This is a genomic window from Alphaproteobacteria bacterium (assembly GCA_039980135.1).
In the GTDB taxonomy this organism is placed as follows: domain Bacteria; phylum Pseudomonadota; class Alphaproteobacteria; order UBA6615; family UBA6615; genus UBA8079.
This window is the reverse complement of sequence record JBDXCV010000009.1, coordinates 533,062-556,736: the sequence shown is the minus strand read 5'-3', so window position 1 is coordinate 556,736 and position 23,675 is coordinate 533,062. Positions and strand designations below refer to the sequence as shown.

The 23,675-nt window shown below is 64.3% G+C and carries 23 protein-coding genes; 8 read left to right on the top strand and 15 right to left on the bottom strand.

Annotation, left to right across the window (positions count from 1 at the left end; genetic code table 11):
• The first annotated feature begins 110 nt into the window (after window positions 1–110).
• Genes gcvT through gcvPB form a run of 4 tightly spaced genes read left to right on the top strand, consistent with a single transcriptional unit; the run spans window position 111 to window position 4,556 of the window.
• Complete coding sequence (gene gcvT / locus ABJ363_13140) at window positions 111–1,241, top strand: glycine cleavage system aminomethyltransferase GcvT (GenBank protein ID MEP4379941.1); 1,131 nt, start codon at window positions 111–113, stop codon at window positions 1,239–1,241.
• Between the two features lie 18 nt (window positions 1,242–1,259).
• On the top strand, window positions 1,260–1,637 hold the full coding sequence (gcvH, locus tag ABJ363_13135) for a glycine cleavage system protein GcvH (GenBank protein MEP4379940.1): 378 nt from the start codon (window positions 1,260–1,262) through the stop codon (window positions 1,635–1,637).
• Between the two features lies 1 nt (window position 1,638).
• Window positions 1,639–2,985, top strand: a complete 1,347-nt coding sequence (gene gcvPA / locus ABJ363_13130; GenBank protein MEP4379939.1) for an aminomethyl-transferring glycine dehydrogenase subunit GcvPA — start codon at window positions 1,639–1,641, stop codon at window positions 2,983–2,985.
• Complete coding sequence (gcvPB, locus tag ABJ363_13125) at window positions 2,982–4,556, top strand: aminomethyl-transferring glycine dehydrogenase subunit GcvPB (GenBank protein ID MEP4379938.1); 1,575 nt, start codon at window positions 2,982–2,984, stop codon at window positions 4,554–4,556. Before gcvPA ends, gcvPB begins: the two co-directional genes overlap by 4 nt.
• 86 nt (window positions 4,557–4,642) lie before the next feature.
• Here gcvPB and ABJ363_13120 read toward each other — a convergent pair whose 3' ends face one another.
• The 8 genes from ABJ363_13120 to ABJ363_13085 all read right to left on the bottom strand — a co-directional run bounded on the left by ABJ363_13120 (window position 4,643) and on the right by ABJ363_13085 (window position 12,211).
• Complete coding sequence (locus ABJ363_13120) at window positions 4,643–5,209, bottom strand: F0F1 ATP synthase subunit B (GenBank protein ID MEP4379937.1); 567 nt, start codon at window positions 5,207–5,209, stop codon at window positions 4,643–4,645.
• The gene (locus ABJ363_13115; GenBank protein MEP4379936.1) at window positions 5,206–5,697 is read right to left on the bottom strand and encodes a F0F1 ATP synthase subunit B'; all 492 of its coding nucleotides are present in this window, start codon (window positions 5,695–5,697) and stop codon (window positions 5,206–5,208) included. The genes ABJ363_13120 and ABJ363_13115 overlap by 4 nt, the downstream gene beginning before the upstream one ends.
• A gap of 91 nt (window positions 5,698–5,788) precedes the next feature.
• Window positions 5,789–6,025: a F0F1 ATP synthase subunit C gene (locus ABJ363_13110; protein MEP4379935.1), complete on the bottom strand. Its 237-nt coding sequence runs from the start codon at window positions 6,023–6,025 to the stop codon at window positions 5,789–5,791.
• Between the two features lie 36 nt (window positions 6,026–6,061).
• The gene (locus ABJ363_13105) at window positions 6,062–6,796 is read right to left on the bottom strand and encodes a F0F1 ATP synthase subunit A (protein MEP4379934.1); all 735 of its coding nucleotides are present in this window, start codon (window positions 6,794–6,796) and stop codon (window positions 6,062–6,064) included.
• A 48-nt stretch (window positions 6,797–6,844) separates the two neighbouring features.
• The gene (locus tag ABJ363_13100; GenBank protein ID MEP4379933.1) at window positions 6,845–7,054 is read right to left on the bottom strand and encodes an AtpZ/AtpI family protein; all 210 of its coding nucleotides are present in this window, start codon (window positions 7,052–7,054) and stop codon (window positions 6,845–6,847) included.
• Window positions 7,055–7,360: 306 nt separating this feature from the next.
• Window positions 7,361–10,831 carry a chromosome segregation protein SMC gene (gene smc / locus ABJ363_13095; GenBank protein MEP4379932.1) on the bottom strand — a complete coding sequence of 1,157 codons (3,471 nt, stop codon included), beginning with the start codon at window positions 10,829–10,831 and terminating at the stop codon, window positions 7,361–7,363.
• 76 nt (window positions 10,832–10,907) lie between these two features.
• A complete protein-coding gene (locus tag ABJ363_13090) occupies window positions 10,908–11,528 on the bottom strand; it encodes a DsbA family protein (GenBank protein ID MEP4379931.1) in 621 nt (206 codons plus the stop codon).
• A gap of 170 nt (window positions 11,529–11,698) precedes the next feature.
• A complete protein-coding gene (locus ABJ363_13085) occupies window positions 11,699–12,211 on the bottom strand; it encodes a DciA family protein (protein MEP4379930.1) in 513 nt (170 codons plus the stop codon).
• Between the two features lie 45 nt (window positions 12,212–12,256).
• On the opposite strand from ABJ363_13085, the gene mutY reads away from it, so the two are divergent.
• From mutY to ABJ363_13070, 3 genes are all read left to right on the top strand, one after another.
• On the top strand, window positions 12,257–13,327 hold the full coding sequence (gene mutY, locus ABJ363_13080; protein ID MEP4379929.1) for an A/G-specific adenine glycosylase: 1,071 nt from the start codon (window positions 12,257–12,259) through the stop codon (window positions 13,325–13,327).
• 71 nt (window positions 13,328–13,398) lie between these two features.
• Complete coding sequence (locus tag ABJ363_13075) at window positions 13,399–13,941, top strand: hypothetical protein (protein MEP4379928.1); 543 nt, start codon at window positions 13,399–13,401, stop codon at window positions 13,939–13,941.
• A 41-nt stretch (window positions 13,942–13,982) separates the two neighbouring features.
• Entirely contained in the window at window positions 13,983–14,741 is a 759-nt protein-coding gene (locus tag ABJ363_13070; GenBank protein ID MEP4379927.1) for a DUF1194 domain-containing protein, read from the top strand.
• A gap of 53 nt (window positions 14,742–14,794) precedes the next feature.
• Here ABJ363_13070 and ABJ363_13065 read toward each other — a convergent pair whose 3' ends face one another.
• Both ABJ363_13065 and ABJ363_13060 read right to left on the bottom strand, forming a co-directional pair.
• The gene (locus ABJ363_13065; GenBank protein MEP4379926.1) at window positions 14,795–16,171 is read right to left on the bottom strand and encodes a TRAP transporter large permease subunit; all 1,377 of its coding nucleotides are present in this window, start codon (window positions 16,169–16,171) and stop codon (window positions 14,795–14,797) included.
• Between the two features lie 22 nt (window positions 16,172–16,193).
• On the bottom strand, window positions 16,194–16,733 hold the full coding sequence (locus tag ABJ363_13060) for a TRAP transporter small permease (GenBank protein ID MEP4379925.1): 540 nt from the start codon (window positions 16,731–16,733) through the stop codon (window positions 16,194–16,196).
• 281 nt (window positions 16,734–17,014) lie between these two features.
• On the opposite strand from ABJ363_13060, the gene ABJ363_13055 reads away from it, so the two are divergent.
• Window positions 17,015–18,085: a C4-dicarboxylate TRAP transporter substrate-binding protein gene (locus tag ABJ363_13055; GenBank protein ID MEP4379924.1), complete on the top strand. Its 1,071-nt coding sequence runs from the start codon at window positions 17,015–17,017 to the stop codon at window positions 18,083–18,085.
• Window positions 18,086–18,162: 77 nt separating this feature from the next.
• Here the strand turns inward: ABJ363_13055 and ABJ363_13050 are convergent, their stop codons facing one another.
• The 5 genes from ABJ363_13050 to ABJ363_13030 all read right to left on the bottom strand — a co-directional run bounded on the left by ABJ363_13050 (window position 18,163) and on the right by ABJ363_13030 (window position 23,667).
• The gene (locus ABJ363_13050) at window positions 18,163–19,269 is read right to left on the bottom strand and encodes a site-specific DNA-methyltransferase (protein ID MEP4379923.1); all 1,107 of its coding nucleotides are present in this window, start codon (window positions 19,267–19,269) and stop codon (window positions 18,163–18,165) included.
• Window positions 19,270–19,351: 82 nt separating this feature from the next.
• Window positions 19,352–19,975 (bottom strand): ribonuclease HII, encoded by a 624-nt coding sequence (locus ABJ363_13045; GenBank protein MEP4379922.1) that lies wholly within the window; start codon window positions 19,973–19,975, stop codon window positions 19,352–19,354.
• A gap of 9 nt (window positions 19,976–19,984) precedes the next feature.
• Entirely contained in the window at window positions 19,985–21,301 is a 1,317-nt protein-coding gene (locus ABJ363_13040) for a cation:proton antiporter (protein MEP4379921.1), read from the bottom strand.
• Between the two features lie 44 nt (window positions 21,302–21,345).
• A complete protein-coding gene (locus ABJ363_13035; protein MEP4379920.1) occupies window positions 21,346–22,536 on the bottom strand; it encodes a PA0069 family radical SAM protein in 1,191 nt (396 codons plus the stop codon).
• Between the two features lie 81 nt (window positions 22,537–22,617).
• On the bottom strand, window positions 22,618–23,667 hold the full coding sequence (locus tag ABJ363_13030) for an aminoglycoside phosphotransferase family protein (GenBank protein MEP4379919.1): 1,050 nt from the start codon (window positions 23,665–23,667) through the stop codon (window positions 22,618–22,620).
• Between the last annotated feature and the right edge of the window lie 8 nt (window positions 23,668–23,675).

The following is a 23,675-nucleotide window of genomic DNA, read 5'->3' as shown; positions in this document are numbered from 1 at the left end:
CGAGCCCGGAAATGACCCCGGGACCGGTGAATCTCTCAGGTCTGACGACAGAGTGGGGCAGGCGGCGCAACGGGTGCGCTGTCCGGCTTGGCTCGGACCGGGAGAGCGGCGTGGCGTCAGTGCCTGATACGGAAGTTCGCAAGACCCCCCTGTACGACCTGCATACGTCGCTGGGTGCCCGGATGGTGCCCTTCGCGGGCTATGCCATGCCGGTGCAGTATCCCGCCGGTATCATCGCCGAGCACAACGCCACGCGCGGCGCGGCGGGCCTGTTCGATGTCTCCCATATGGGCCAGGCGATCCTGCGTGGCGAGGACCCCGCGGCGAGTTTCGAGCGGCTGGTGCCGGGCGATATTTCGGGGCTGACGACCGGGCGGATGCGCTACACGCTGTTGCTCAACGATGCGGGCGGCATCCGCGACGACCTGATGGTCACCCGGATCGAGGAGAATGGCGTCCCGGCCCTGTTCCTGGTGGTCAACGCCGCGTGCAAGGATGCGGACTTCGCCCATATCTCGGCACAACTCGCGAGTGACGTCGAACTGCAGATTCTCGGCGACAGCGCGCTGCTCGCGCTGCAGGGCCCGAAGGCCGAAGCGGCGCTCGGCGAACTGGCGCCCGAATGCCGCGAGCTGGTTTTCATGCAAGGCGCGGAGATGACCGTGAATGGCGCACCGGCCTATGTTACACGCTCGGGTTACACGGGCGAGGACGGATTTGAAATTTCGCTGCCGAACGATGCGGTCGCCGGTCTGGCGCAGCGGTTGCTCGATCATCCCGATGTGATGCCTGTCGGGCTCGGCGCACGGGATTCCCTGCGGCTTGAGGCGGGGCTTTGCCTGTACGGCCATGATATCGACGAAACCACGTCGCCGATCGAGGCCGGACTGGCCTGGGCGGTCGGCAAGCGCCGGCGCGAGACCGCGGATTTCCCGGGCGCGGAGACGATCCTGCGACACTTAAACGAGGGTCCTGATCGCAAGCGCGTCGGAATCCGGCCCGACGGCCGCGCGCCGGTGCGCGAGGGCGCGGAGATCCGCGACGGCGGTGGCGGTCAGGTCGGGGTGATCACGAGCGGCGGGTTCGGCCCGACGATCGGCGGCCCTGTGGCGATGGGCTATGTGGATTCTGCCGCTGCCGTGGCCGGCACAACACTGAATATCGAACTGAGAGGCCGGACGGTGGCTGCCAAAGTGGCGGACCTGCCGTTTGTGCCTGCCAACTACAAACGCGCAAGCTGACCCGAGAGGAGAATGGCAATGGCCGACCGGAAATACAGCGAAGACCATGAATGGGTCGAAGTTGAAGGAGAGACCGGCATGATCGGGATTTCCGACTATGCACAGGAACAGCTCGGCGATGTCGTGTTCGTCGAGTTGCCGGATGTGGGCAAGATGCTCGACCGGGGTGACGAGGCCGCGGTCGTCGAATCCGTGAAGGCTGCGGCCGAGGTCTACGCCCCCGTCGGCGGCGAGGTGATCGAGGTCAACGACGCCCTGAACGGCGACCCGTCGCTGGTCAACACGGATGCGTTCGGCGACGGCTGGTTCGCCAAGCTTCGCCTGACCGACCCGGCCGAACTGGACGAACTGATGGATGAGGCCGCCTACAAGACCTTCTGCGAGGGCCTGGACTGAGATGCGATATCTTCCGCTCACGGACAATGACCGGGCCGACATGCTGTCGGCGATCGGGGTCGGGTCGGTCGACGATCTGTTCGTCGATGTGCCCGACGCCGCGCGGTTCGATGGTGACTTCGATCTATCCGATCATATGGCCGAGTATCAGGTGGAAGCGAAGATCGCGGCTTTGGCCGGACGCAATATATCGACTGCGGACGTCCCCAGTTTTCTGGGCGCGGGGGCTTATCGCCACCATATTCCGGCCACGGTGGACCATCTGGTCCAGCGCGGCGAGTTCCTGACGTCCTACACCCCCTACCAGCCGGAGATCTCGCAAGGCACCCTGCAGGCGCTGTTCGAGTTCCAGACGATGGTCGCGCTGATCACCGGCATGGATGTGGCCAACGCCTCGATGTATGACGGCGCGACCGCGTGCGCGGAGGCGGTGCTGATGGCCCAGCGGATCACCCGGCGTAACAAGGCGATCGTCTCGGGCGGCGTGCATCCCCATTATCGCGAGGTGACCGAGACCCAGTCGCGCTACCTGGACATCGAGATCGACGCGTGCGCGCCGGACCTGGACGGGCGGGAAGACCTCGCCGGAGAGATCGGTGAGGATACGGCCTGTGTTGTGGTGCAGAATCCGGGCGTTTTCGGCCATGTCCGCGATTTCGGGCCGCTCGCCGAGGCCTGTCACGCTGCCGGGGCGCTGCTGGTCGTCGTCGTCACCGAGGCGGTCTCATTGGGCGCTATCCGCTCACCGGGCGAGATGGGGGCCGACATTGTTGTCGCCGAGGGCCAGAGCCTGGGCAACGCCCAGGGGTTCGGCGGGCCCTATGTGGGCCTGTTTGCCGCGCGCGAGAAATACGTCCGCCAGATGCCGGGCAGGCTGGCCGGTGAGACGGTGGATGAGGAGGGCCGTCGCGGCTGGGTGCTGACGCTCTCGACCCGCGAGCAGCATATCCGCCGCGAGAAGGCGACGAGCAACATCTGCACGAATTCCGGCCTCTGCGCGCTGGCCTTTACCATCCATCTCGCGCTGCTGGGCGAAGACGGTTTCCGGCGCCTGGCGGCGCTCAACCATGCCCATGCGGTCGACCTGGCGTCGCGGCTGGAGGCCGTCGCCGGGGTGGAGGTTCTGTCGGACACGTTCTTCAACGAGTTCGCGGTCCGCCTGAGCGGTTCCGCGCGTGACGCCGTCGATGCGCTGGCCGCACGGAACATTCTCGCCGGTGTGCCCGCCGCCCGCCTGTTTGGCGGCGATGCCGGGCTCGACGACATTCTGCTGGTCGCCGTGAGCGAGCTCACCCGGCCGGAGGATATGGACGCGTTGTGTGCGGGTCTCGCGGAGGTGCTGGCATGAGCGGACATTCGAAGGATCTGAGTCGGCCGGCGCCCGCGTCACCGGCGGGCGGGATCGACACGGTGCACGGCCATCAGGCGCTGCGCCTGGAAGAGCCGTTGCTGTTCGAGATCGACAACCCGGGCGCGGTCGGCGTTGATCTGCCGGCGCCGAACGAGGCGGAGAACCGGCTGGGCGGGCTCGAACGCGTCGCGCCGGTTGGATTGCCGAGCGCCAGCGAGCCGGAGATCGTCCGGCACTTCACCCGCCTGTCCCAGAAGAACTACGCGATCGACATGGGCACCTACCCGCTCGGCTCGTGCACGATGAAGCACAATCCACGGCTTAACGAGAAAATGGTCCGCCTGCCTGGCTTCGCGAACCTGCACCCGATGCAGCCCGTGGCGACCACCCAGGGTGCGCTCGAACTGATCGACAATCTGGCCCACTGGCTCAAGGCGCTGACCGGGATGCCGGCGGTGGCGATGTCGCCGGCGGCGGGCGCCCATGGTGAACTCTGCGGCGTGATGGCCATTCGTGCCGCGCTCGACGACCGGGAAGGCGGGCCGACGGCCCGGCGGCGCATCCTCGTCCCGGATTCCGCCCATGGCACGAACCCCGCGACCGCGGCGGTTTGCGGCTTCGCCGTCGATGCCATCCCGTCGGATACGCGCGGCCGGGTCGACGTGAAGGCGTTTGCCGACAAGCTCGACGACGACGTCGCCGGGATCATGATCACCAATCCCAACACCTGCGGACTGTTCGAGAACGACATGATCGAGATCGCGGCGTTGGTCCACGATGCGGGCGGCTATTTCTATTGTGACGGTGCGAATTTCAACGCCATCGTCGGCCGCGTGCGGCCGGGCGACCTTGGCATCGATTGCATGCATATCAACCTGCACAAGACCTTCTCGACACCCCATGGGGGCGGCGGCCCGGGCGCGGGACCGGTGGTGCTGTCGGATGCGCTGGCGCCGTTCGCCCCCACGCCGTGGGTCGTGCATGGCGATGACGGGTTCTCGCTGGTGGAGCATGGCGCGGACGCAGGTGCGGCAAAGCCGTTCGGTCGCCTCAAGGGATTTCACGGCCAGATGGGCATGTTCGTACGCGCCTATGCCTACATGCTCAGCCACGGCCGCGACGGATTGCGCCAGGTCGCCAATGACGCGGTACTCAATGCCAACTACGTCATGGCCCAACTGTCGGACGTCATGACCGCCGCGTTCGAAGGCCCGTGCATGCATGAATGTCTGTTCGACGATCGCTTCCTGAAGGATTCGGGTGTCACGACGCTGGATTTCGCCAAGGCGATGATTGACGAGGGTTATCACCCGATGACCATGTACTTCCCGCTGGTGGTGCACGGCGCAATGCTGATCGAACCGACCGAGACCGAATCCAAACGCGAACTCGACGATTTCATCGCGGTGGTCAGGTCTCTGGTTGCGAAGGTGAAATCTGGAAACAGCGACGCGTTCGCGGCCGCCCCGCGACTCACCCCGCGTCGGCGCCTCGACGAGACGGCCGCGGCGCGTAGCCCGGTCCTGCGCTGGTCACCGGAGATGCCGGCGGCGGAAGCGGCAGAGTAGGCGGCGGCGCAGGCGCGCCGGCGCGCTGCGGGCATGAAAAAGGCCCCGCGAAGGGGCCTTCTCGACGCGGCATGAACCGGCGGCGCCTAGTTGAGCTTGCCCGGGACTTCCCGGATCGCCTCATTGACCAGTTCGTCACCCTTCTGGCCCTCGACCGTCTCGGTCAGGATCTGCCGGGTGGCGTCGATCGCGATATCCGCGGCCAGCGCACGCACGTCGGCGACGGCGCGGGCCTCGGCGGCCGCGATCATGTCCAGCGCCTGCTGTTCGCGGCGTTTGAGCGTATCGGCTGTACGCGCCTCGACGTTCGCCTCGATGCGCCGTGCCTCTTCTCGCGCCTCGGCGACGATGCCCTCGGCTTCCGCCAGCGCGTCACGCTGCTTGCGCTGATACTCGGCCAACGTGTGCTGGGCCTCCTCGCGAAGGCACTGCGCCTCGTCCAGCTCCGACTTGATGGCGTCGGTACGGCCGTCGAGCTTGCCCGTGATCGCCTTCGACATGGGGCGGTACACCGCGACCACGAAAATGATGAACGCGATCAGAACCCAGGTCTCGGGCTTCTCGAAGAACGGCGCGTGATCGTCGGCGGCCAGGGCGTTGCCGGTGAAGGCGAGCAGGGTCGCGGTGGCGAGGGTCAGCCGTGCCAGCATCATGAACGCCCTCCGACGGCATCGTCGATCGCCTTGCGCACCGTACCGCTGTCCGGTGTCACGCCGATCAGGCGTTCGACGGCCTGGCTGGCGATATCTTCCACCAGCGCGGCCACATTCGCCGTCGCGGATTGCTGGGCCTCGTGGATCCGCTTGCGCGCGGCATCGGCATCGGCCGAGAGTTTCTCGGTCAGCGCGGCGTTGTGCTTTTCCGCCTCCGCCGTCGCGGCTTCCGCAGCCAGATGGAGCTGTTCCTGCGCACCCGCGCGGGCCTTCGCCAGTTCCGCCTCATAGGCGGCAAGCACCTCTTCGGCCTCGCTCGCCAGTTCCTCCGCGCGTGCAATATCGCCATCGATCCGCTGGTGGCGGTTATCGATCGTCGCCGAGATCCGCGGCAGCGCGATACGCCACGCAAACAGGAAGACGACGGCAAAGCAGACGACCAGCCAGAAAATCTGGCTTGCGAATGAGGAGGGTTCGAACTGAGGCATCTTGGCGCTCTTCCGCTTTCGATCCGGTCACCGACCGGGCTTGCCCGGGGGCAGCCGGTCAGGTGGCCTTAACCGTTGCGTCCGGTTTCGACTAACCGGCGAGGATGATGAAAGCCATAATCAGCGCGAACAGCGCGATGGCTTCCGTGACCGCGAACCCGATCCAGATGAACGCGCCAATTTCTTCTTTGGCGGCAGGGTTGCGACCGATTGCTTCGATGTAGCTGGCCCAGATGCGGCCGACACCGACACCGGCACCGACCATACCGATGGCGGCCAGGCCGGCACCGATCAAACGCGCGAATTGCGTTGCGACTTCGAGTTCCATCATAAAAGGCTCCTTCAAGCTTTCTCGTATTGGGGACTAATGCAGATGCAGTGCGTCGTTGAGATAGACGCATGTGAGGATGGCGAACACGTAGGCCTGGATGACGGCAATCATCACCTCGAGCAACGTGATGGCGATCAGGAAGGCCAGCGGCAGCAGACCGGGCAGTACCCAGAATCCGCCGAGTGCGACGACACCGCCGCCGATCACCTTGAGCAGGACATGGCCGACCGTCATGTTGGCGAACAGTCGCACGGACAGGCTGATCGGACGTGAGAAGTAGGAAATGATCTCGATCGGAATCAGGACCGGCGCCGAGACAATCGGTGCGCCATGGGGGAAGAACAGCGAGAAGAATTTAAAGCCGTGCTTCACGAGGCCGATGATGGTCACCCCGACGAAAATGAATGCCGCCATCGCGAAGGTCACCGCGAGATGGCTGGTAAAGGTGAAGGCGCCGGGAATCAGACCGAGCAGATTGCCGAACAGGATGAACATGAACAGGCTGAAGATGAACGGGAAATAGGGACGGCCCTGGGATCCCACATTGTCGCGCACCATGTCGGCGATGATTTGATAGAAATATTCAGCCGACGCCTGCATGCGCCCGGGCACCAACGCGCGGCGCTGGGTGCTGACAACCATGAAGATCACCAGAATCGCCGCCGTGATGGCCATCCAGAGCGATGAGTTCGTGAACGAAATATCGACATCGGCGACTTCGATATCGATGATCGGTACGATTGTGAATTGTTCGAGAGGGCTAGCCACCCGGATACTCTCCAGTCTTATTCGGCGTATCGTCCGACGCGCCGGAAATTATGCGTCGGTACCGCCGTTTGTCTTTGGCTTGCTTGCCTGATTTGCGGTGCGAACGACGTTCAACAATCCCGCGGCAAACCCAAGCATCAAGAACACCACCAACAACCAGGGCTTCGTGCCCAACCACCAGTCCAGGCTCCAGCCGATACCGCCGCCAAAACCTACTCCGGCAACCAGATCGACGGCGACTTTGATGCCGACGCCCATGTCCGAAGCACTTCTAGACCGAGACGAGGCCTTACGTACTGCCCCCGCGCGCCGGTCGCGAACCTTGCCAAGGCGCCGTTTGAGTTCAGGCAGTTCGGGCGGTTGGTCCGGATCTGTCATGGACCCACTTCTTCCCCGAATTGCTGTTCCCGCGGTCCGACAGGACCGGCACCCGAAAGCGAGCGCAAAGTAGCGACCGCCTCTGGGCAAGTCAAGGCGACTTTCCGCACATGCGAAGAGGCGCGTAGGCCGCGGAAATCTGCGGGAAAATCGGGCCAAACTGGAGAAGGGAGCAGAACCAAAACCCTAGGCGATGGCGCGGATTTCCTCAGCCCCGCGGAGGTCGACCGAGACGAGCTGACTGATGCCGCGTTCCGGCATCGTGACACCGTAGAGACGGTCCATACGGGCCATCGTCATGCGGTGATGAGTCACGATCAGGAAACGGGTCGAGCCGATGGATGCAATATGGTCGAGCAGGTTGCAGAAGCGGTCCACGTTGGCATCGTCGAGCGGGGCATCGACCTCGTCGAGCACGCAGATGGGCGCCGGATTGGTCAGGAACACGGCAAACAGGAGCGCCGTTGCCGTCAGGGCCTGTTCACCGCCGGACAGCAATGACAGGGACTGCAGCTTCTTGCCCGGCGGGCTGGCGTAGATCTCGAGCCCCGCCTCCAGCGGGTCTTCCGCATCGGTCAATTCCAGATGAGCGCGCCCGCCGCCGAACAGGCGCACGAACAGATCCTGGAAATGCTTGTCGACGTCCTTGAACGAGGCGAGCAGCCGCTGGCGGGCCTCGCGGTTCAGGCTGGCGATGCCGCGCCGCAGGCGATCGATCGCCGAGACCAGGTCTTCGCGTTCGGTCTGGATTGTCTCGATCTTCTCGATCAGTTCCTCGGATTCCTGTTCCGCGCGCAGGTTTACCGGCCCCATATTGTCGCGCTCGCGCAGCAGCCGCTCGAGGCGGCGGTCAGCGGCATCGAGATCCGGCATTTCCTTGCCTTCCGCGATTTCCGCCAGCGCCAGCGCCTCCTCGGGTTTGCATTCCAGGCGTTCGGTGATCCGCTCGATCACGGTCTCCAATGTCTGCGCGGCCTGGGCGACGGCGGATTCGGCGCGCACCTTGTCTTCGCGTACATCGCCCAGCTTCGCTTCGGCGTCCCGCATCGTGCGTTCGGCCTGGGACAGGCGCTCGTCGGCGCGCGCGACCGCATCGGCGGCTGCATTGCGGCGCGCCTCGGAAGCGGTCAGCCGGTCCATCAGTGCATTGCGCTGGGTCTCGATCTCGGCCGGCCGGGCGGCGAGGGCTTGCAGTTCGCCACGGGCCTGTGCGTCGCGGGTCTCGAGTTCGCCGATGCGTTCACCCGCACCATTGTCGCGGGCCTGCCAGGATGTTTCCTCGGCGGCGAGTGCGGTGATGCGGCGATGGCGTTCCTCGGATTCGCGCACCAGCCGGTCATGTTCGCCCTGTGCGGCGACAGACGCCGCGCGGGCTTCGTTGAGCTGACCGCGCAAGGCCTGGGTATTGCTGCGGAGCATATCGAGATCTCCGACGGCTTCCCGGCGCTTGCGCGCATCGTCGAGGCGGGAATCGATATCGGCGATGTCGGTTTCGATGCGCGCCAGGCTTTCGCCCAGATTCTCGTGGCGCGCGATGCGGGCCGCGAATTCACGCGCGAGGCCGGCATGGGTGCGGCGCGCGTCGGCCGCGTTGTCATCGGCGGCTTCGAGGGCGGCGCGTGCGGCCCGCGCGGCATTTCCCGCATGGTCGGCGGCTTCGCGGGCGGTCCGGTGCGCCGCCTCGACCTTCTCGAAACTCGCCTCGGCCGCGGTGATCCGCGTGCCCAGCTCGGTCAGGCGGTTGCGCTGGCGCAGCCGGGTGGATGTGGAAGAGCGCGCATCGTTGCGCGAGATGTAGCCATCCCAGCGCCAGAAATTTCCCGTCGAATCGACGAGCCGCTGGCCGGCTTTCAGCTCGCGGGCGAGGCGGTCGCCCGTCTCGGCATCGGCGACCACGCCGATCTGCGCCAGCCGACGGGCCAGAGGGCCGGCGTTGCGGACAAACTCCGCGAGCGGGCGGACACCCGATGGCAGGCGAGGGTCCTCTGACGATGCAGCCGTGAGATGCCAGTGACGCGGTGCGCGGTCATCGGATGGCGCGTCGAGGTCTTCGCCGAGCGCGGCGCCGAGCGCCGCCTCGTATCCCGCGGTCACCTCGATCGCGTCGATCATCGGCGTCCAGTCGGCATCGAGGGCCTCGGCCTCCGTGGCCAGCAGATCCTCGAGCGCGCCGGCTTCGGCGCGCAGCCGCGACAGGGCTTCGTCCGCCTGGGAGCGGACATCGCGCGCCTTGTCTCGTTCGGTGTCGGCATGCGCGCGTTTTTCTTCGGTCGTCTCAAGCGTCGCACGGGCGCTTTTGAGGTTTTCCTCCGCACCGTTCAGGCGCACCTCCGCGCTCTCGAGCGCGTCGGAGGAAAGCCCCTGTTCCTCGATCGACATGCGCTCGGCCTTGGCCTCGTCATTCTGAGTTTCGAGCCGGCGCCGGCGCGCGGCAAGTTCGCCGAACTCGCGTTCGAGCGCGGTGATCTGTGCTTCACCCGTTGCCAGGCGCTCCATCAGCCCGGTGAGTTCCGCCTCGACGGTCTCGACCGTTCCGGCGCGTTCATCGAGCGCGGCGCTGGTCTGGGCGATCAGCTCGTCTTCACCGGCACAGGCGCGTTCGATCTCCGCTTTCTCCGTGCCCAGCCGGGTCAGCGCGGTGCGGGCTTCCGCGGCGAGACCGCGTTCGCGGCCGAGGTCGGCCTCGATCTGCGTCAGGCGCGTTTCCCATTGCTCGGTCGCTGTTCGGTTGCGCTGCTCTTCGGCATCCAGTTCCTCGCGGGCGAGGTTCAGGGTCTGCAGTTCGGCCGCGGCTGCGGCCTCGGTTTCACGCAGCGGCACCAGTTCGGCCGCCGCGGTCTCGCGCGTACGTGTCGCCTCCGACACCAGCCGGGTCTGCTCGGCGACCACGGTCTCGGAGCCACGCAGGCGCTCTTCCGTGCTTGCGAGGTCGGCCCCCGCCGCTGACCAGCGATGGTGCAGGACGGTGGCTTCGGTGCGGCGGATGTCGTGAGAGATGTTCTTGTAGCGCCGGGCCTGGCGGACCTGTTTCTTGAGCCCGTTCAGCTGGGCGTCGAGGGTCACCAGCACATCGTCGAGACGTTCGAGGTTGTTCTCCGCGGCGCGCAGCCGGAGCTCGGCCTCGTGGCGGCGCGAATGCAGGCCGGTGATGCCGGCGGCTTCTTCCAGCAGAATGCGGCGGTCAGATGGTTTGGCGCTGATCAGCGCGCCGACCCGGCCCTGGCTGACGAGTGCTGTGGAACGCGGTCCGGTCGCCTGGTCGGCAAACAGGATCTGCACGTCGCGCGCGCGCACATCGCCGCCGTTGATCTTGTAGTTGGAGCCTTTCTCGCGCTCGATGCGGCGCGAGATTTCGATGTCGTCGGCATTGTTGAACTGGGTCGGTGCCGAGCGCTCACTGTTGTCGAGGCTGAGGACAACCTCCGCCGCGTTGCGGGCCGGGCGATCCGACGTGCCGCCGAAAATGACATCGTCCATCCCGCCGCCGCGCATCTGCTTGGCCGACGTCTCGCCCATGACCCAGCGCAGCGCTTCGACGAGATTGGACTTGCCGCACCCGTTGGGACCGACAATACCGGTCAGTCCGGGCGCGATGTCGAGGTCGGTCCCGTCGACGAAGGATTTGAAGCCTGTCAGTCTCAGCTTGTTGAACTGCACCGGTACGTAACCCCCAAGAAAGAACTCAAACTAGCAAGGCGCCACCTGATTGACGCCGCGCATTGTGAACACCGAATCAGTTATTCGCCAGAAGCGGATCGATGATTTCCGAGAATTCCTCGATCGACCGGGAACCCGGGTACAACTGGCCAGCAATTTCAAACGTCGGTGTGCTCTGAACACCCAGCGTACTGGCGTTTTGCCGGGCGGCGAGTAATCCGTTCGCGAGTTCCTCATTCGCGATGCAGCTCTGGAAGGTGGCATCGTCGATTCCGGCCAGACGGCCGATCTTGGCCAATTCACCCACAGGGTCGTTCGAACGCGTCCAGTTGGGCTGATTCTTGAACAGAACCTGGACCAGCCCCGCATAGCGGCGCGGATCGGCGCAGCGCGCCATCATGCCGGCCCGCAGGTCGACACCGTCGCGCGGAAACTCGCGATAAACCAGGCGAACCTTGCCCGTATCCACGTATTTCGCCTTGAGGTCGCCATAGACGTCGTTATGGAAGCTCGCGCAATGGGGACAGGTGAGCGAGAAATACTCGATCACCGTCACCGGCGCGTCGGGGCTGCCGATGGAACGCTCCTGCAGCGCCGCCTGGGCGTCGATCGCCTGCTGCGCGGGTGCCGTCGTCGCCGCGAACGCGAGCGCAAGGGCGCCGGCCAGGGCGGTACCAATTCCTCTATATAGGCGCACTAAGTCCTCCAAACACTAGATGTTGCGATTATACGGACCTGTATTCGTGCGGCACAAGCGCGGAAAAACCGAATTGTGCCAACCTGTTAGCGGCCCAGTGGGTGATCCTGACAGGCGAATGTGACCGAATGGAGACGTCGAATCGGCCCGGGGTTGGCCCCGCCGGGGGGTTAGGTCCCGGTATCCGGCTTGTTGCGCGCCAACACGGATTCGCCGAATGCCCGCAATGCGCGGCGCAATTCCGGGTCGTCGACCTCTGCGAGGTTTTCATCGAGTTGCGCCATGTCCGCAGCATTGGCGTGAACCGTTTTCGCCGGCCTGGGGCGTTCGGGCACGGAAATTGGCCCTTGATGCAGGCGCAGTCCGGCGACCGCGCGGTAGCCGTAATAGGAATTGATCCGCTCGATGACCTGAGGCTCCAGATGCTGGAGTTCGAGCGCCAGCGGGCCGGTTACCTTTACATGCAAGGTTCCCCCTTCGCCCTCGGGTCCGCGGACCAGGCGCATGGGCACGCATTGGCTGGCCAGGTCCTCGCCGACAATGTCGTGCCAGTCCGAGAACACGCTCGCCTCGAAGAAGCCGCGCTTGCGCCGGATGGGTGCCGTGGCGCGGCTGCTTTCCGCACCGATGGCGCGTAGCCCGCCGGCTCGCTTGCTCGTCTTATTGTCGGGTTTTGCAGCCATGTCGCATGTTAGAAGGCGGGGCCAGCCGCCACAATGATTCTGACGATGCCCGATCCCGCCGCCGCCACGATCCTGGAATGGTATGACCGCCACGCCCGGCGCCTGCCGTGGCGTGTGCCGCCGGCACAGTCACGCGTGGGCGTGCGGGCCGACCCCTATCATGTATGGCTCAGCGAGGTGATGCTGCAGCAAACGACGGTGGTGACCGTCGGCCCGTATTTCCGGGATTTCCTGGCGCGCTGGCCGCGGGTCGAGGATCTGGCGGCGGCGGACCTCGACGAGGTCCTCACCCGATGGGCGGGGCTGGGTTATTACGCGCGGGCGCGCAATCTTCACAAATGCGCGCGTCAGGTTTGCGAAACTCACGGTGGGAAATTCCCCGATAGCGAGGCGGGCTTGCGCGAACTGCCTGGCATCGGCCCCTACACCGCTGCGGCGATCGCCGCGATTGCGTTCGGGCGCCGCGCCACGCCGGTGGATGGCAATATAGAACGGGTGATGGCACGGCTGTTCGCCGTCCAAGCCCCCATGCCGGCCTCGAAACCGGTTCTGAAATCCCGTGCGACCCGCCTGACGCCTGACGAACGCGCGGGCGATTACGCCCAGGCCGTCATGGATCTGGGGGCGACAGTCTGCACCCCACGCGCGCCCACCTGCGGCATCTGTCCCTGGCAGGCGGGTTGCCGTGCCTTTGCGGACGGATTGGCGGAGACCCTGCCACGCCGCGTGCCCAAGGCTCCACGCCCGGTGCGCCGGGCCGTCGCCTACTGGATGACGCGTCGGGACGGGCATGTCCTGCTGCGCCGGCGGCCGGAAACCGGCCTGCTCGGGGGTATGATGGAGGTGCCGTCGGGCCCGTGGGAAGAGACGGACAGGTTTGTCGACCATCCGCCGGTCGAGGCTGACTGGGTCTCATTGCCCGGGCTGATCGAGCATGGTTTTACCCATCTGCAGCTCGAACTCCAGGTGAAGGCGGCGCGGATCGACGGCCGCACCACGCTGGGCGGCGTGTGGCTTCCGGTCGGGGCGTTCGGCGATCACGCACTCCCCACCCTGACCCGCAAAGTGGTGCGCCACGTGATGGCGAATCTGGAGCGCGGCGAATTGGTGCGATGATACTATGACCTTGCAGGCGCCGCCATGCGGTTGAAATGCGGATTGCCAGGCAAAAGGATGGGGATGCACGAATGGGCGACATGATACCGAACTTTGCCAAGCCATGGACCGCCGCCGGCCTGGTCACGGTTGTCATCCTTTCGGCCATGGCGGCGCGAGCCGATGAAAAGCAGCCGCAGGCGATTCTCTCCGGTCCGGTCGAGGGCATGAGTGAGCAACGCAAGATCATGCCCTTGCCCACACGACAGATCGATCCGGCGTCGGCCGGCAAGGATTCGACCCCGGCGGAGCGGCCGTTGCGTCCGTTCAGTGGATGGGTTGGCGCGCGCGGCTGCACGTTTCCCTTCGACGGCCTGTTCCTGGGTCGCCTGCAGGATGGACGAATCAGCGGCATGGCGGGCGAAGGCGTGAATTTCGACTGGTCGATTGCGGACGACGGCAGTTTCGGCGGGCGGTTGCCATTGCGAAAACTCGATTCCGGCGCGCAGGCCTACCAGTGGCTCTCGGGCCGGATCGAGGATGACCGGCTTGTGATCGATGTCGAGTATGGCGTGCCCGGCCGGCCCGAAACATTTTGCGAGGCGTCGGGCATCACGCTGCCGGTCGGCGGATAGAGACGGGGTGCCGCACCCTTGCTCTGGTATAGTATGTCCCCATGCCCGGCTTTCGTAAATCCTGCGGATCCATGGTGGCTGTCCTGACGTTTGCCACCGGTATCGCGTCGGCGCCGGTGTCCGCGCAGGACGTACCTGTCGATCTGGAGCTGGTTCTGGCGACGGATGTGTCGGCGAGCATCGATCTCGACGAAGCGTCATTGCAGCGCGACGGCTACATCGCGGCGCTGACCGACGCAGCGGTAATCGACGCTATCCGCTTCGGGTTTCTCGGAAGAATCGCCGTGGTCTATGTCGAATGGGCGGGCGCGCAACGGACTATCGTGGACTGGACGATCATCGAGGATTCCACCGGCGCGCACGCGTTCGTCGATGCGTTGCGGTCCGCGCCGAGAACCAGCGGTGCCAGCACGTCGATCAGCGGCGCGCTCGACTATGCCGCAACCCTCTTCCAGGGTAATGGGTTCAACGGTTCGCGTCGGGTCATCGACATTTCTGGCGATGGCCGCAATCAGGCCGGCCGGCCGCTTCGCTTTGCACGCGCGGACACTCTGGCCGACGGGGTCACGATCAACGCATTACCGCTCCTGTTCTATGATGCGGACGGGCGGGAGTTGAACCCGGGTCTCGACCGTTATTATCTGGAGCATGTTGTCGGCGGTCCCGGCGCCTTCGCATTGCCGGCGAGAGGTCTGGGTGCGTTTCCGGAGGCGATACGGAAAAAGCTGATTATCGAAATTTCGGGTGTCGCGCCACCGATATCCGTCGCGCGCGCAACCGAACGTAACACGAGAAAATAAAGGGCCGCCGTAAAACGCGGCAGCCCTTCTTGTTCAGCGTATCTGTAGGCGCGTCAACCGAACACAACATCCGGCAGGATCGTGACGATCTGTGGGAAGTTGTAGAGCAGGATGATCAGGACCAGCAGCATCATCCAGTACGGCGTAGAGCCCTTGAATATCTGCATCATGGTGACCGGGTCCGATCTATCGGGTATCGCGGCTTTGACCGTATAGACAAGAAGCCCGAACGGCGGCGTCAGGATGCCTGCTTCGATCGCAAGGATGCCGATCAGGGCATATGCGAGCGGGTCTATCCCCATGGCGCCGGCAATCGGCGCGAAAATCGGTACCGTCAGCAGCATGATGGAGACCGAGTCGACGATCATCCCAAGTACGAACCAAACGATGATCATGAAGGTGATGATCATCCAGGGATCAAGGCCAGCTTCATTGAAGAAACCCTGAATGGCCGTGACCACGCCGGTCATTGTCATGGTACGCGAGTAGAGTTGTGCTGCGATCAGCAGGATCAGCAGCGGCGCCGCCGTGCGGCCCACCGCAAGAATTCCCTCATAGATATCTGGCCAGCGCTGGCCCTTGATGATCGCCAGGCCGAGGGCGATCAGAGCACCGATGCCGGCGGCTTCGGTCGGTGTGAACAGGCCTGCCCATATGCCGCCGAGGACCGCGACGATCAGGAAGGCCAGGCCGAAGCCGCTGACCGCCATCGAAGCGGCACTGACCTCGGGACCGTCGTCCGGGATCGCCGACGCGGCAGGCGTGACGTCCGCGCCCGCCGCGCGCGCCGCGCGCCGCGGCCCTTCGCCGACGATGGCCGGATAGAGGATCGCTGTCCCGATGATGTAGGTTGCGAAAAACGAGACCAGAATCAGGCCGGGCAGGACACCCGCGAGGAAGAGTTTACCGATGGATTGTTCGGTGAGGATGCCCCACACGATCATAAGAACACTGGGCGGGATGAGCATTCCGAGGCAGCCGCTGCCGGCGATCGTACCCAGCGAGAAACTCTTGCTGTAGCCGTACCGGGACATTTCCGGGTATGCGATGCGCGTGAAGGTCGTCGCGGAGGCGATACTCACTCCCGTCACGAACGCGAACACGGCGTTGCCGAACAGGGTCGCAAGCGCAAGCCGGCCAGGAATCCTGCGGAATGTGCGCTGGAGGCCGATATAGAGATCGGTCGTCGCGCCCGAGCGGCCGATGAATTCACCCATCAGCATGAACAAGGGGATGACAGCGAAGATGTAGTCCCGAATCGCGTCGTAAAACGTGTTCTGGATCAGTGCCAAAACGACAGTTTGACGGCCCGTGACCAGATATACGCCCACGGCGCTTGTGATGCCCAACGCGATGGCGACATGCATGCCCGAAAAAACCAGGATCAGCAGCAGTCCGAGGACGATCAGGACGATGTCGGCAGAAAACATGGTGCGTATTCCTTCGCCGGATTTATTCGACCGGGAGCGGGTCGTCGCTGTGGTCGGGCTTCAGCAGCACTTCCTTTGCGGCGAGCATGCCGTAGTTCACCACCAGCAGCGCGCTGGTCAACAGGATCACGATTCTGGCTGGCCATGTCGGCACACGCAACGCGCCCTCGCCCTCGAACTCACCGCTCACCCACGCATGGATCGCCGGATCGTATGTTCCGATGAACAGGGCCAGGAAGAACAGGGCGCCCAGCACATAGCCGATGAAATTGAGGACCCTTTGGAACCCTTCACCGAACAGGTGCATCAGGAAGTCCGCGCGCAGCATTGAGCGGGACAGCACGCAGTACGCTGATTGCATGAACGCGATCATCACGATCGAATTCTTGACGACCTCATGCGTGCCCTTGAGCGGGAACCCGAAGAACCGCCCAATCACATCCAGGAGTATGTAGAAGGCCAGAAGAAAGGCCCACATCGCCGCAATGACCATCAGCCATTTGCTGATGCGCTCGGACCAGGTGTCGATGAAACCGATAACCGGAAGGTCGATGTGATTCACGGCACTTCCCCCCCGTGGGAGACCCGATTGCGCGACCGTTGACCGGCCGTCGGAACATGCGGGTTTTTCCAAAACCCTTCATTGAAAAATCGTCGGAACGGCACGCGAAGTATATGAATGCGCCGTTCGGTTGTCACGCCACTAAAACGTGAGTACGCTACGATCAAGTGCGTGATGATTGAGTATGCCAGGGTGAAACACCTAATAACGTGCGTCTATAACCTGAAATAATAATGATAAACGCCTGTTATAATGGACCTATCAACTAGGAGGGAACCACAGTGAATATTCGACAAATCATGTTGGCTGCGGCCGCATCCGTCGGCTTCGCTGCCGCGGCAGCAGGTACGAGCCACGCAGACACGTTCAACTTCCGTATGGCATCGGGCCACGCACCGCAGACCGGTTACGTGGTGATGATGTCCGAGCAGTTCGTCCCACGCGTCAAGGCGAAGCTGGAAAAGCTGGGCCACTCGGCGAATTTCAACGAAGCCTATGGTGGGTCGATCGTGAAGGTTGCCGAGACGCTCGAAGGCGTTCAGGACGGCATCGTCGATATCGGGGGCTACTGTTTCTGCTTCGAGCCGTCGAACCTGTTCCTCAACGTCTACCCGCTCTGGATGCCTTTCGATTCGCAGACCGCGACGCTAGGCACCCAGGTTGCGCGGAAAATCTACGACGACGTGCCGCAAATGAGCGGTGTTTTCGAGGAAAACCACAACCAGAAGGTCCTCGCGTTGTTCGGCTTTGACAATTATGGCCTGTACACCAACTTCGCGTGGAACAACGTGTCCGAGCTCAAGGGGCGCAAGCTTTCGGGTGCGGGTCCCAACCTGCCTTGGGTCGAAAGCCTCGGTGCGATTCCAGTCGGCACGACGCTGCCGGACGTCTATCCGTCGCTGCAGACTGGCGTCTATGACGGCGTGATTCTGTTCCCGTCCGTCGGTTGGAGCCACAAGCTGTTCGAGCCGGCACCATTTTATACGATCGTCGGCTTCGGAGCGAAGACGTTCCACGGCTTGACCATCAACAACGACACTTGGGATGACCTGCCGGCGGATGTCCAGAATGCGATGTCGGAAGCGGCGCGCGAGACCGAGGATTTTACCGGTCGGTGGCTCGACGAGCTCGAAGCCACGAATCTGGGTCGCATGGTTCAGAACGGTGCCACCATCCGCAAGGTAGACGATGAAGCGCGTCTGGCTTGGGCAAAAGCGCTAGCGGATTTCCCGAACGAGCGGGCAAAGGAGGCCGATTCAAAGGGGCTTCCGGGATCCAAGGTCGTGCGTATGGCGGTCGAGATTCATGAGGATCTGGGCCACAAATGGCCGGTTCGCTACGAGATCAAATAGCGGCTCGACGATAATCATTATGGAAATGGCCGGCCCCGGTGGTCGGCCATTTTCTTTGGAAACCTTGACAGAAGGCGTCAGTTGAGTTCGGCGCGCAGTTTCTGCCGCAGCACGTCGATCGGGACCAGCTTGCCCTCGACGTCCACATGCCAGAACGTCCAGCCGTTGCAGGCTGCCGCGCCCTGGACCTCGGCGCCGATCTTGTGGATCGACCCCCGGTTCTCCGCGCTCACGATTGTGCCGTCGGCGCGAATCTTGGCCGCGTGGCGCCGTTTGGGCGCGTAGAGCTTCTCGCCCGGCCTGAGCATGCCGCGTTCCACGAGCCAGCCGAACGGAATACGAGGCTGCTCGCGCTTGGACGGGGTCTCGAGCAACTCGGTCTCCGAGATGCGCCGCGTGTTTGCGATCCGTTTCTCGGCGACCGCGATATAGTCCGGGTCGCGCTCGATGCCGATGAAATCGCGGCCGAGTTGCTTGGCGACGGCGCCGGTGGTGCCGCTGCCGAAGAAGGGGTCGAGGATCACCTCACCGACCCGGGTCGAGGCGAGCACGACGCGATGCAGCAGGGCTTCGGGCTTCTGGGTCGGGTGCGCCTTGCGGCCATCGTCACCCTTGATCCGCTCGTTGCCGTTGCAGATCGGGAGCAGCCAGTCGCTGCGCATCTGCAGGTCTTCGTTCAGGCCCTTCATGGCCTCGTAATTGAACGTGTATTTCGAATCCTGGCTCTTGGCCGCCCAGATCATGGTCTCGTGGGCGTTGGTGAAACGGCGACCACGGAAGTTGGGCATCGGGTTGGTCTTGCGCCAGACAACATCGTTGAGAATCCAGAAACCGAGATCCTGCAGTGCGGAGCCGACCCGGAAAATATTGTGGTAGCTGCCGATCACCCAGAGCGAGCCGTTCGGGGTCAGGACGCGGTGCACCTCGGCGAGCCAGGCGCGGCTGAATTCATCATAGGCCGCCAGATCGTCGAACTTGTCCCATTCGTCATCGACCCCGTCGACGCGCGAATTATTGGGGCGGGTCAGTTCGCCGGACAGTTGCAGATTATACGGGGGGTCGGCAAAGACCACGTCGATGCAGGCATCCGGCAAAGCGGACAGCTGCTCGATGCAGTCGCCTTTGAGAATCACGTTGCGCGCAGGCACGTCCGTGCCTTTGCGACCTTGGCCAGGGGTTCGCATGGGCGCGGACGATGAACAACTCGGGACTCAGCGTCAATCGGAAAATCTCTCGAAAGCCGATTTAGTGTTTGGAGTCAGCTGGTTAACGAGATGTTGGGGTGCGTTCGAGCAATTCGCGTATGGGTGCGAAGCTGCGCCGGTGATGGATCGTGACGCCGAGGGATTCGAGTGCGCCGCGATGCTCTGCTGTGCCATAGCCGGCATTGCGCTCCCAGCCATAGCCGGGATGGTCGCGCGCCAGGGCCGCCATCAACCGGTCGCGTGTGACCTTCGCCGCGATTGATGCCGCCGCGATCGCCAGGACCCGGGAATCGCCCCGCACCACCGTCTCGCCGGGGCAGGGGAGTTCGGGCATCTGGTTGCCGTCGATCAGGGCGCGCACCGGGGTGACCGGTAGCGCGGTCACGGCCCGGGTCATCGCCCGCAACGTGGCGCGCAGAATATTATGCGCGTCGATCTCGGGGACTTCCGCGCGCGCGATCGACAGCCACAGGGTTCCCCGCTCTTCCTCTTCACGGATGGCGGCAAAGCAGCGTTCGCGGGCCGCCTTGCTCAGCGCCTTTGAATCATTGACCCCGGCACGTTGCAGGGCCGCGCTGCTCTCGGGGTTCAGGATTGCCGCGGCGACCACGACCGGCCCGGCCCAGGGGCCGCGGCCTGCCTCATCGACCCCGGCGATCGGTTCGTGGGTGCCGGCATCCAGCATGCGCGGCGGTCAGTCCGAATCACCGGTGCGGGGTTTTCGTCGCCCGAGCCGTTTGACCCCATCGGGGACCGAGATGCGCAGATTGGAAACCTTCTGCACCGCAGCCTTGGTCCAGTCGGCCTCGCGCCCGAACGCGACGCGAAACACGTAGCGGACCGAGGCGCGCTGGTAACGCGCGGCGACGTGCAGCCGGCGGATCGCGTTCATGTAGAGCGGCGAGATCACCAGCGACAGGGCGGTGACCGAGAGGATGATCCGGAACTCGTCGCTCGTGATGATCCCCCGCTGCAGTCCCACATTGCCGAGCAGGAAGGAGAACTCGCCGACCTGGGCGAGGATCAGCGCGGTGAGCAGCGCCTGCGCCCAGGGTTGGCGCAACGCGGCAAAAATCGCCAGGTTGATGGCGGTCTTGCCGACCGTGACGATGAGCAACATCAGGATGATGACGCCGAGATTATTCCAGATCAGCCCCACGTCGATCAGCAGGCCGACCGACAGGAAGAACACCATCATCAACACGCTCTGGATCGGCATCACCATGTCCAGCATGCCGACGCGCAGGTTGCTGTTGCCAATCGTGAGCCCGGCCAGGAACGCGCCATAGGCCGGCGACAGGCCGAGCAGGCCGGAGACGGTTGCCGCGCCGAAACAGCAGACCAGCCCGAGCAGGGGGGTGAGGTCCTTGTGCCCCTCGGTCCGGCTCAGGAACGGTATGTTCAGGCGCTGGCGACGGCTCAGGAAGATGATCAACGCAAGCAGGAAGCCCACCGACAGGACGATCCGGCCGATGGCGAAGACATTCAGGGCGCCGTCGGCGATGACGTCGAGCAGCAGGATCATCGGGACGACGGCGAGGTCCTGCGCGATCAGGATGCCGACGGTGATCTGGCCGGTCCGGGTGCGCAGCTCGTCGATATCCTCGAGCATCTTGACCGCGACGGCCGTGCTCGACAGCGCCAGCACGAAGGCCAGCAGCGCGATCGCGGCCGTCGGCCAGCCCTGCCATTGTCCGATGAGCCAGATCAGGGCGGTTGCCCCGGCGGTCTGCAGCACCACCGTCGTGACCGCGATCTTCCAGATCTGGCGGAACGCACGCAGGCTCAGTTCCATGCCGATCACGAACAGGAGCAGAAGCATCCCGAGTTCGGCGAGGAGGCCGATGCTTTCCTCGTTCTCGACCAGGCCGAGACCCGACGGGCCGAGGACGAAACCGGCGATGATGTAGCCGACGACGGCGGGTTGTTTCAGGCGCGTGAAGAAAATGCCGCACAGCAGGGCGACGAGGGCAACGACGGTAAGCGGAAGCAATTCATGGTTCGTCAGCATCTTGGCCGCACGCTAGCACAACGCCCGGCCGGCGGCGGGTGAATTCAGTCCGCGTTCTCCGCGAACAGATTCAACTGGCCGCTGCATTTGCTGCTGCGGGACGAGTCCGGCATTTCGCTTCGGAAGTGCCCGGCGTCGAGCAGGGTCGGCTCGGTCGAGTAGCCCTGCTGACGCACCGCGATCTTGAATCGTTCGCGCAGCAGATTCGCCACCTCGCCGGTCCCGCGCATGCGCTCCCCGAAGCCGCTCTTGTAGAGCGCGCCGCCGCGCATTTCGCGCAGGCGGCCCAGCACGCGACGCTTACGGTCGGGATAATGCGTGGCCAGCCATTCCTCGAACAGATCCTTCAGTTCGAGCGGCAGGCGCAGGAGAATGTAGCTGGCATGGGTGGCGCCGGCCTGGCGGGCGCGAATGAGGATGGCCTCGAGTTCGTGATCGTTCAGCGCCGGGATCATCGGCGCGGCCATGACGGTGACCGGAAGGCCCGCGGCCGCGAGCATCCGGATCGTCTCCAGCCGGCGCTCGGGGCGCGCGGCGCGCGGCTCCATGTTCTGGGCCAGCTCGGAATCCAGCGTGGTGACCGAAACGCCGACGGTGGCGATGCCCTTGGCCGCCATCGGGCCGAGGATGTCGAGGTCGCGCGTGACCAGCGCGCTCTTGGTTACGATGGAGACCGGGTGATCATGGGCGGCGAGGACTTCGAGCACCGAACGGGTGATTTTCAGCCGTCGTTCGACGGGCTGATAGGGATCGGTGTTGGTGCCCATGGCGATCGTGCGTGGCTTGTAGCCGGGTTTCGAAAGCTCTTGGGTCAGCAGTTCCGCGGCGTTGGGCTTGGCAAACAAACGCGTCTCGAAATCCAAGCCTGGCGACAGACCGAGCCACGCATGGGTCGGCCGCGCGAAGCAATAGACACAGCCATGTTCGCAGCCGCGATAGGCATTGATCGAGCGATCGAACGGCAGGTCGGGCGAATCATTCCGCGCGATGATCGTTTTCGTCCGGTCGAATGTGACACTTGTTTCGAGCCGCGGAGGATCGTCGTAATCGTCGCATCCGGTGCGCCAGCCGTCGTCGGTCGCATCGCCCCGCAGTCGCTCGAAGCGGCCGGCGCGATTTGAAATGGCGCCGCGTCCGGGGTGGTGACGATCGGGAATTCGGTCCGGCGACGCGTTATGGATTCCGCCCTGCTGCCCCGCATCGGGGGTGAGTTGTCGATCGATGATCTTGTTCATGGGGTAATGATAAGCCGCAAAAAGAACAAAACAAGAACAATCAGCAGGCTGCACTTAATAATCCTTGAAACATTATAATTATCAGTCGGTTAGTGTGTCTGTCGCAAGCCAGTCCTGGCGTGTTGCCGCGACGATTTCCGGATCGAAACAGCGCTCGACATGGGCCTTGATATGCGCGGCCATCCGCGCGTCGCGCATGGCCGCGTGGCCCGTGTCGGACCATTCGGCCTTCCAGCGCACGAACCAGGTAATGGTGCGCAGCCATGTCATTCGTCGCAGGGACAGGAGCCAGGGCCGGAGTTCGGCGGCGCGTTCGGGGCCGACCAGGTCGAGATAATGCGTGTAGAACGCCGCGACGTCGCCGGTCGAGAGATCGCCGTGGATGTCCGGGTCCCAGCCCGTCGAGGTCATCAGGGTGACATGCGCAAGGTCGATCGGGACGGCGCCGTACAGCGCTTTTTCCAGATCGACAAACCAGGCCTTGCCACCATCATCGATCAGGAAATTGCCCGGATGCGCGTCGGTACAGACCAGGCAGGGAGCGAAGTCCGGCTCGCCCCGGCCGGCGAAGTCCCGGACCCATTCGAGTTCCTGGCGAATGCCCGCCTCGGCCTCGGCCGGGAGATCTGCCGCGCCAAGGAACGCCGCCTGTTCCTCGATCTTCTGCAGGGTCGACGAGACGGGATTGCGGTGTATCTCGAGCGGTTCGCGTGCGCCGTCGGGGGGAACGGGCAGGCTGTGGATCGCCGCCAACGCCTCCGCGATGGCGGGCAGATCGTGTGGCAGGTGGGGCACCCGCCCGGCGATTTCGTCGACCAGCAAAGCGCCGCGCGGCAGCGCGGCGTCAGGCGGTGTGTCGGGCGCGATCACGGCAATGCAATGCGGTGTGTGGCCGCTGGCGGCGGCGCGATCGAACGCGGCGGCCTGATAGGCGAGCGCGTCTTCCGCGCGCAGGCCCCATTGGTTCATGCGCGGGATGCGCAGCACCTGTCCCGTGCCGGTCACCCGCCAGTGATCATGTGAGACGCCCTTTGTGGACAGGACCGACAGATCGCCAGTGCTTACCCCGGGGGCATGCCCGGACTGCCGCAATCGTTCGGCAACGGCGTTGGGGTCGAGTTGGTCTGCCATCGAAGGCT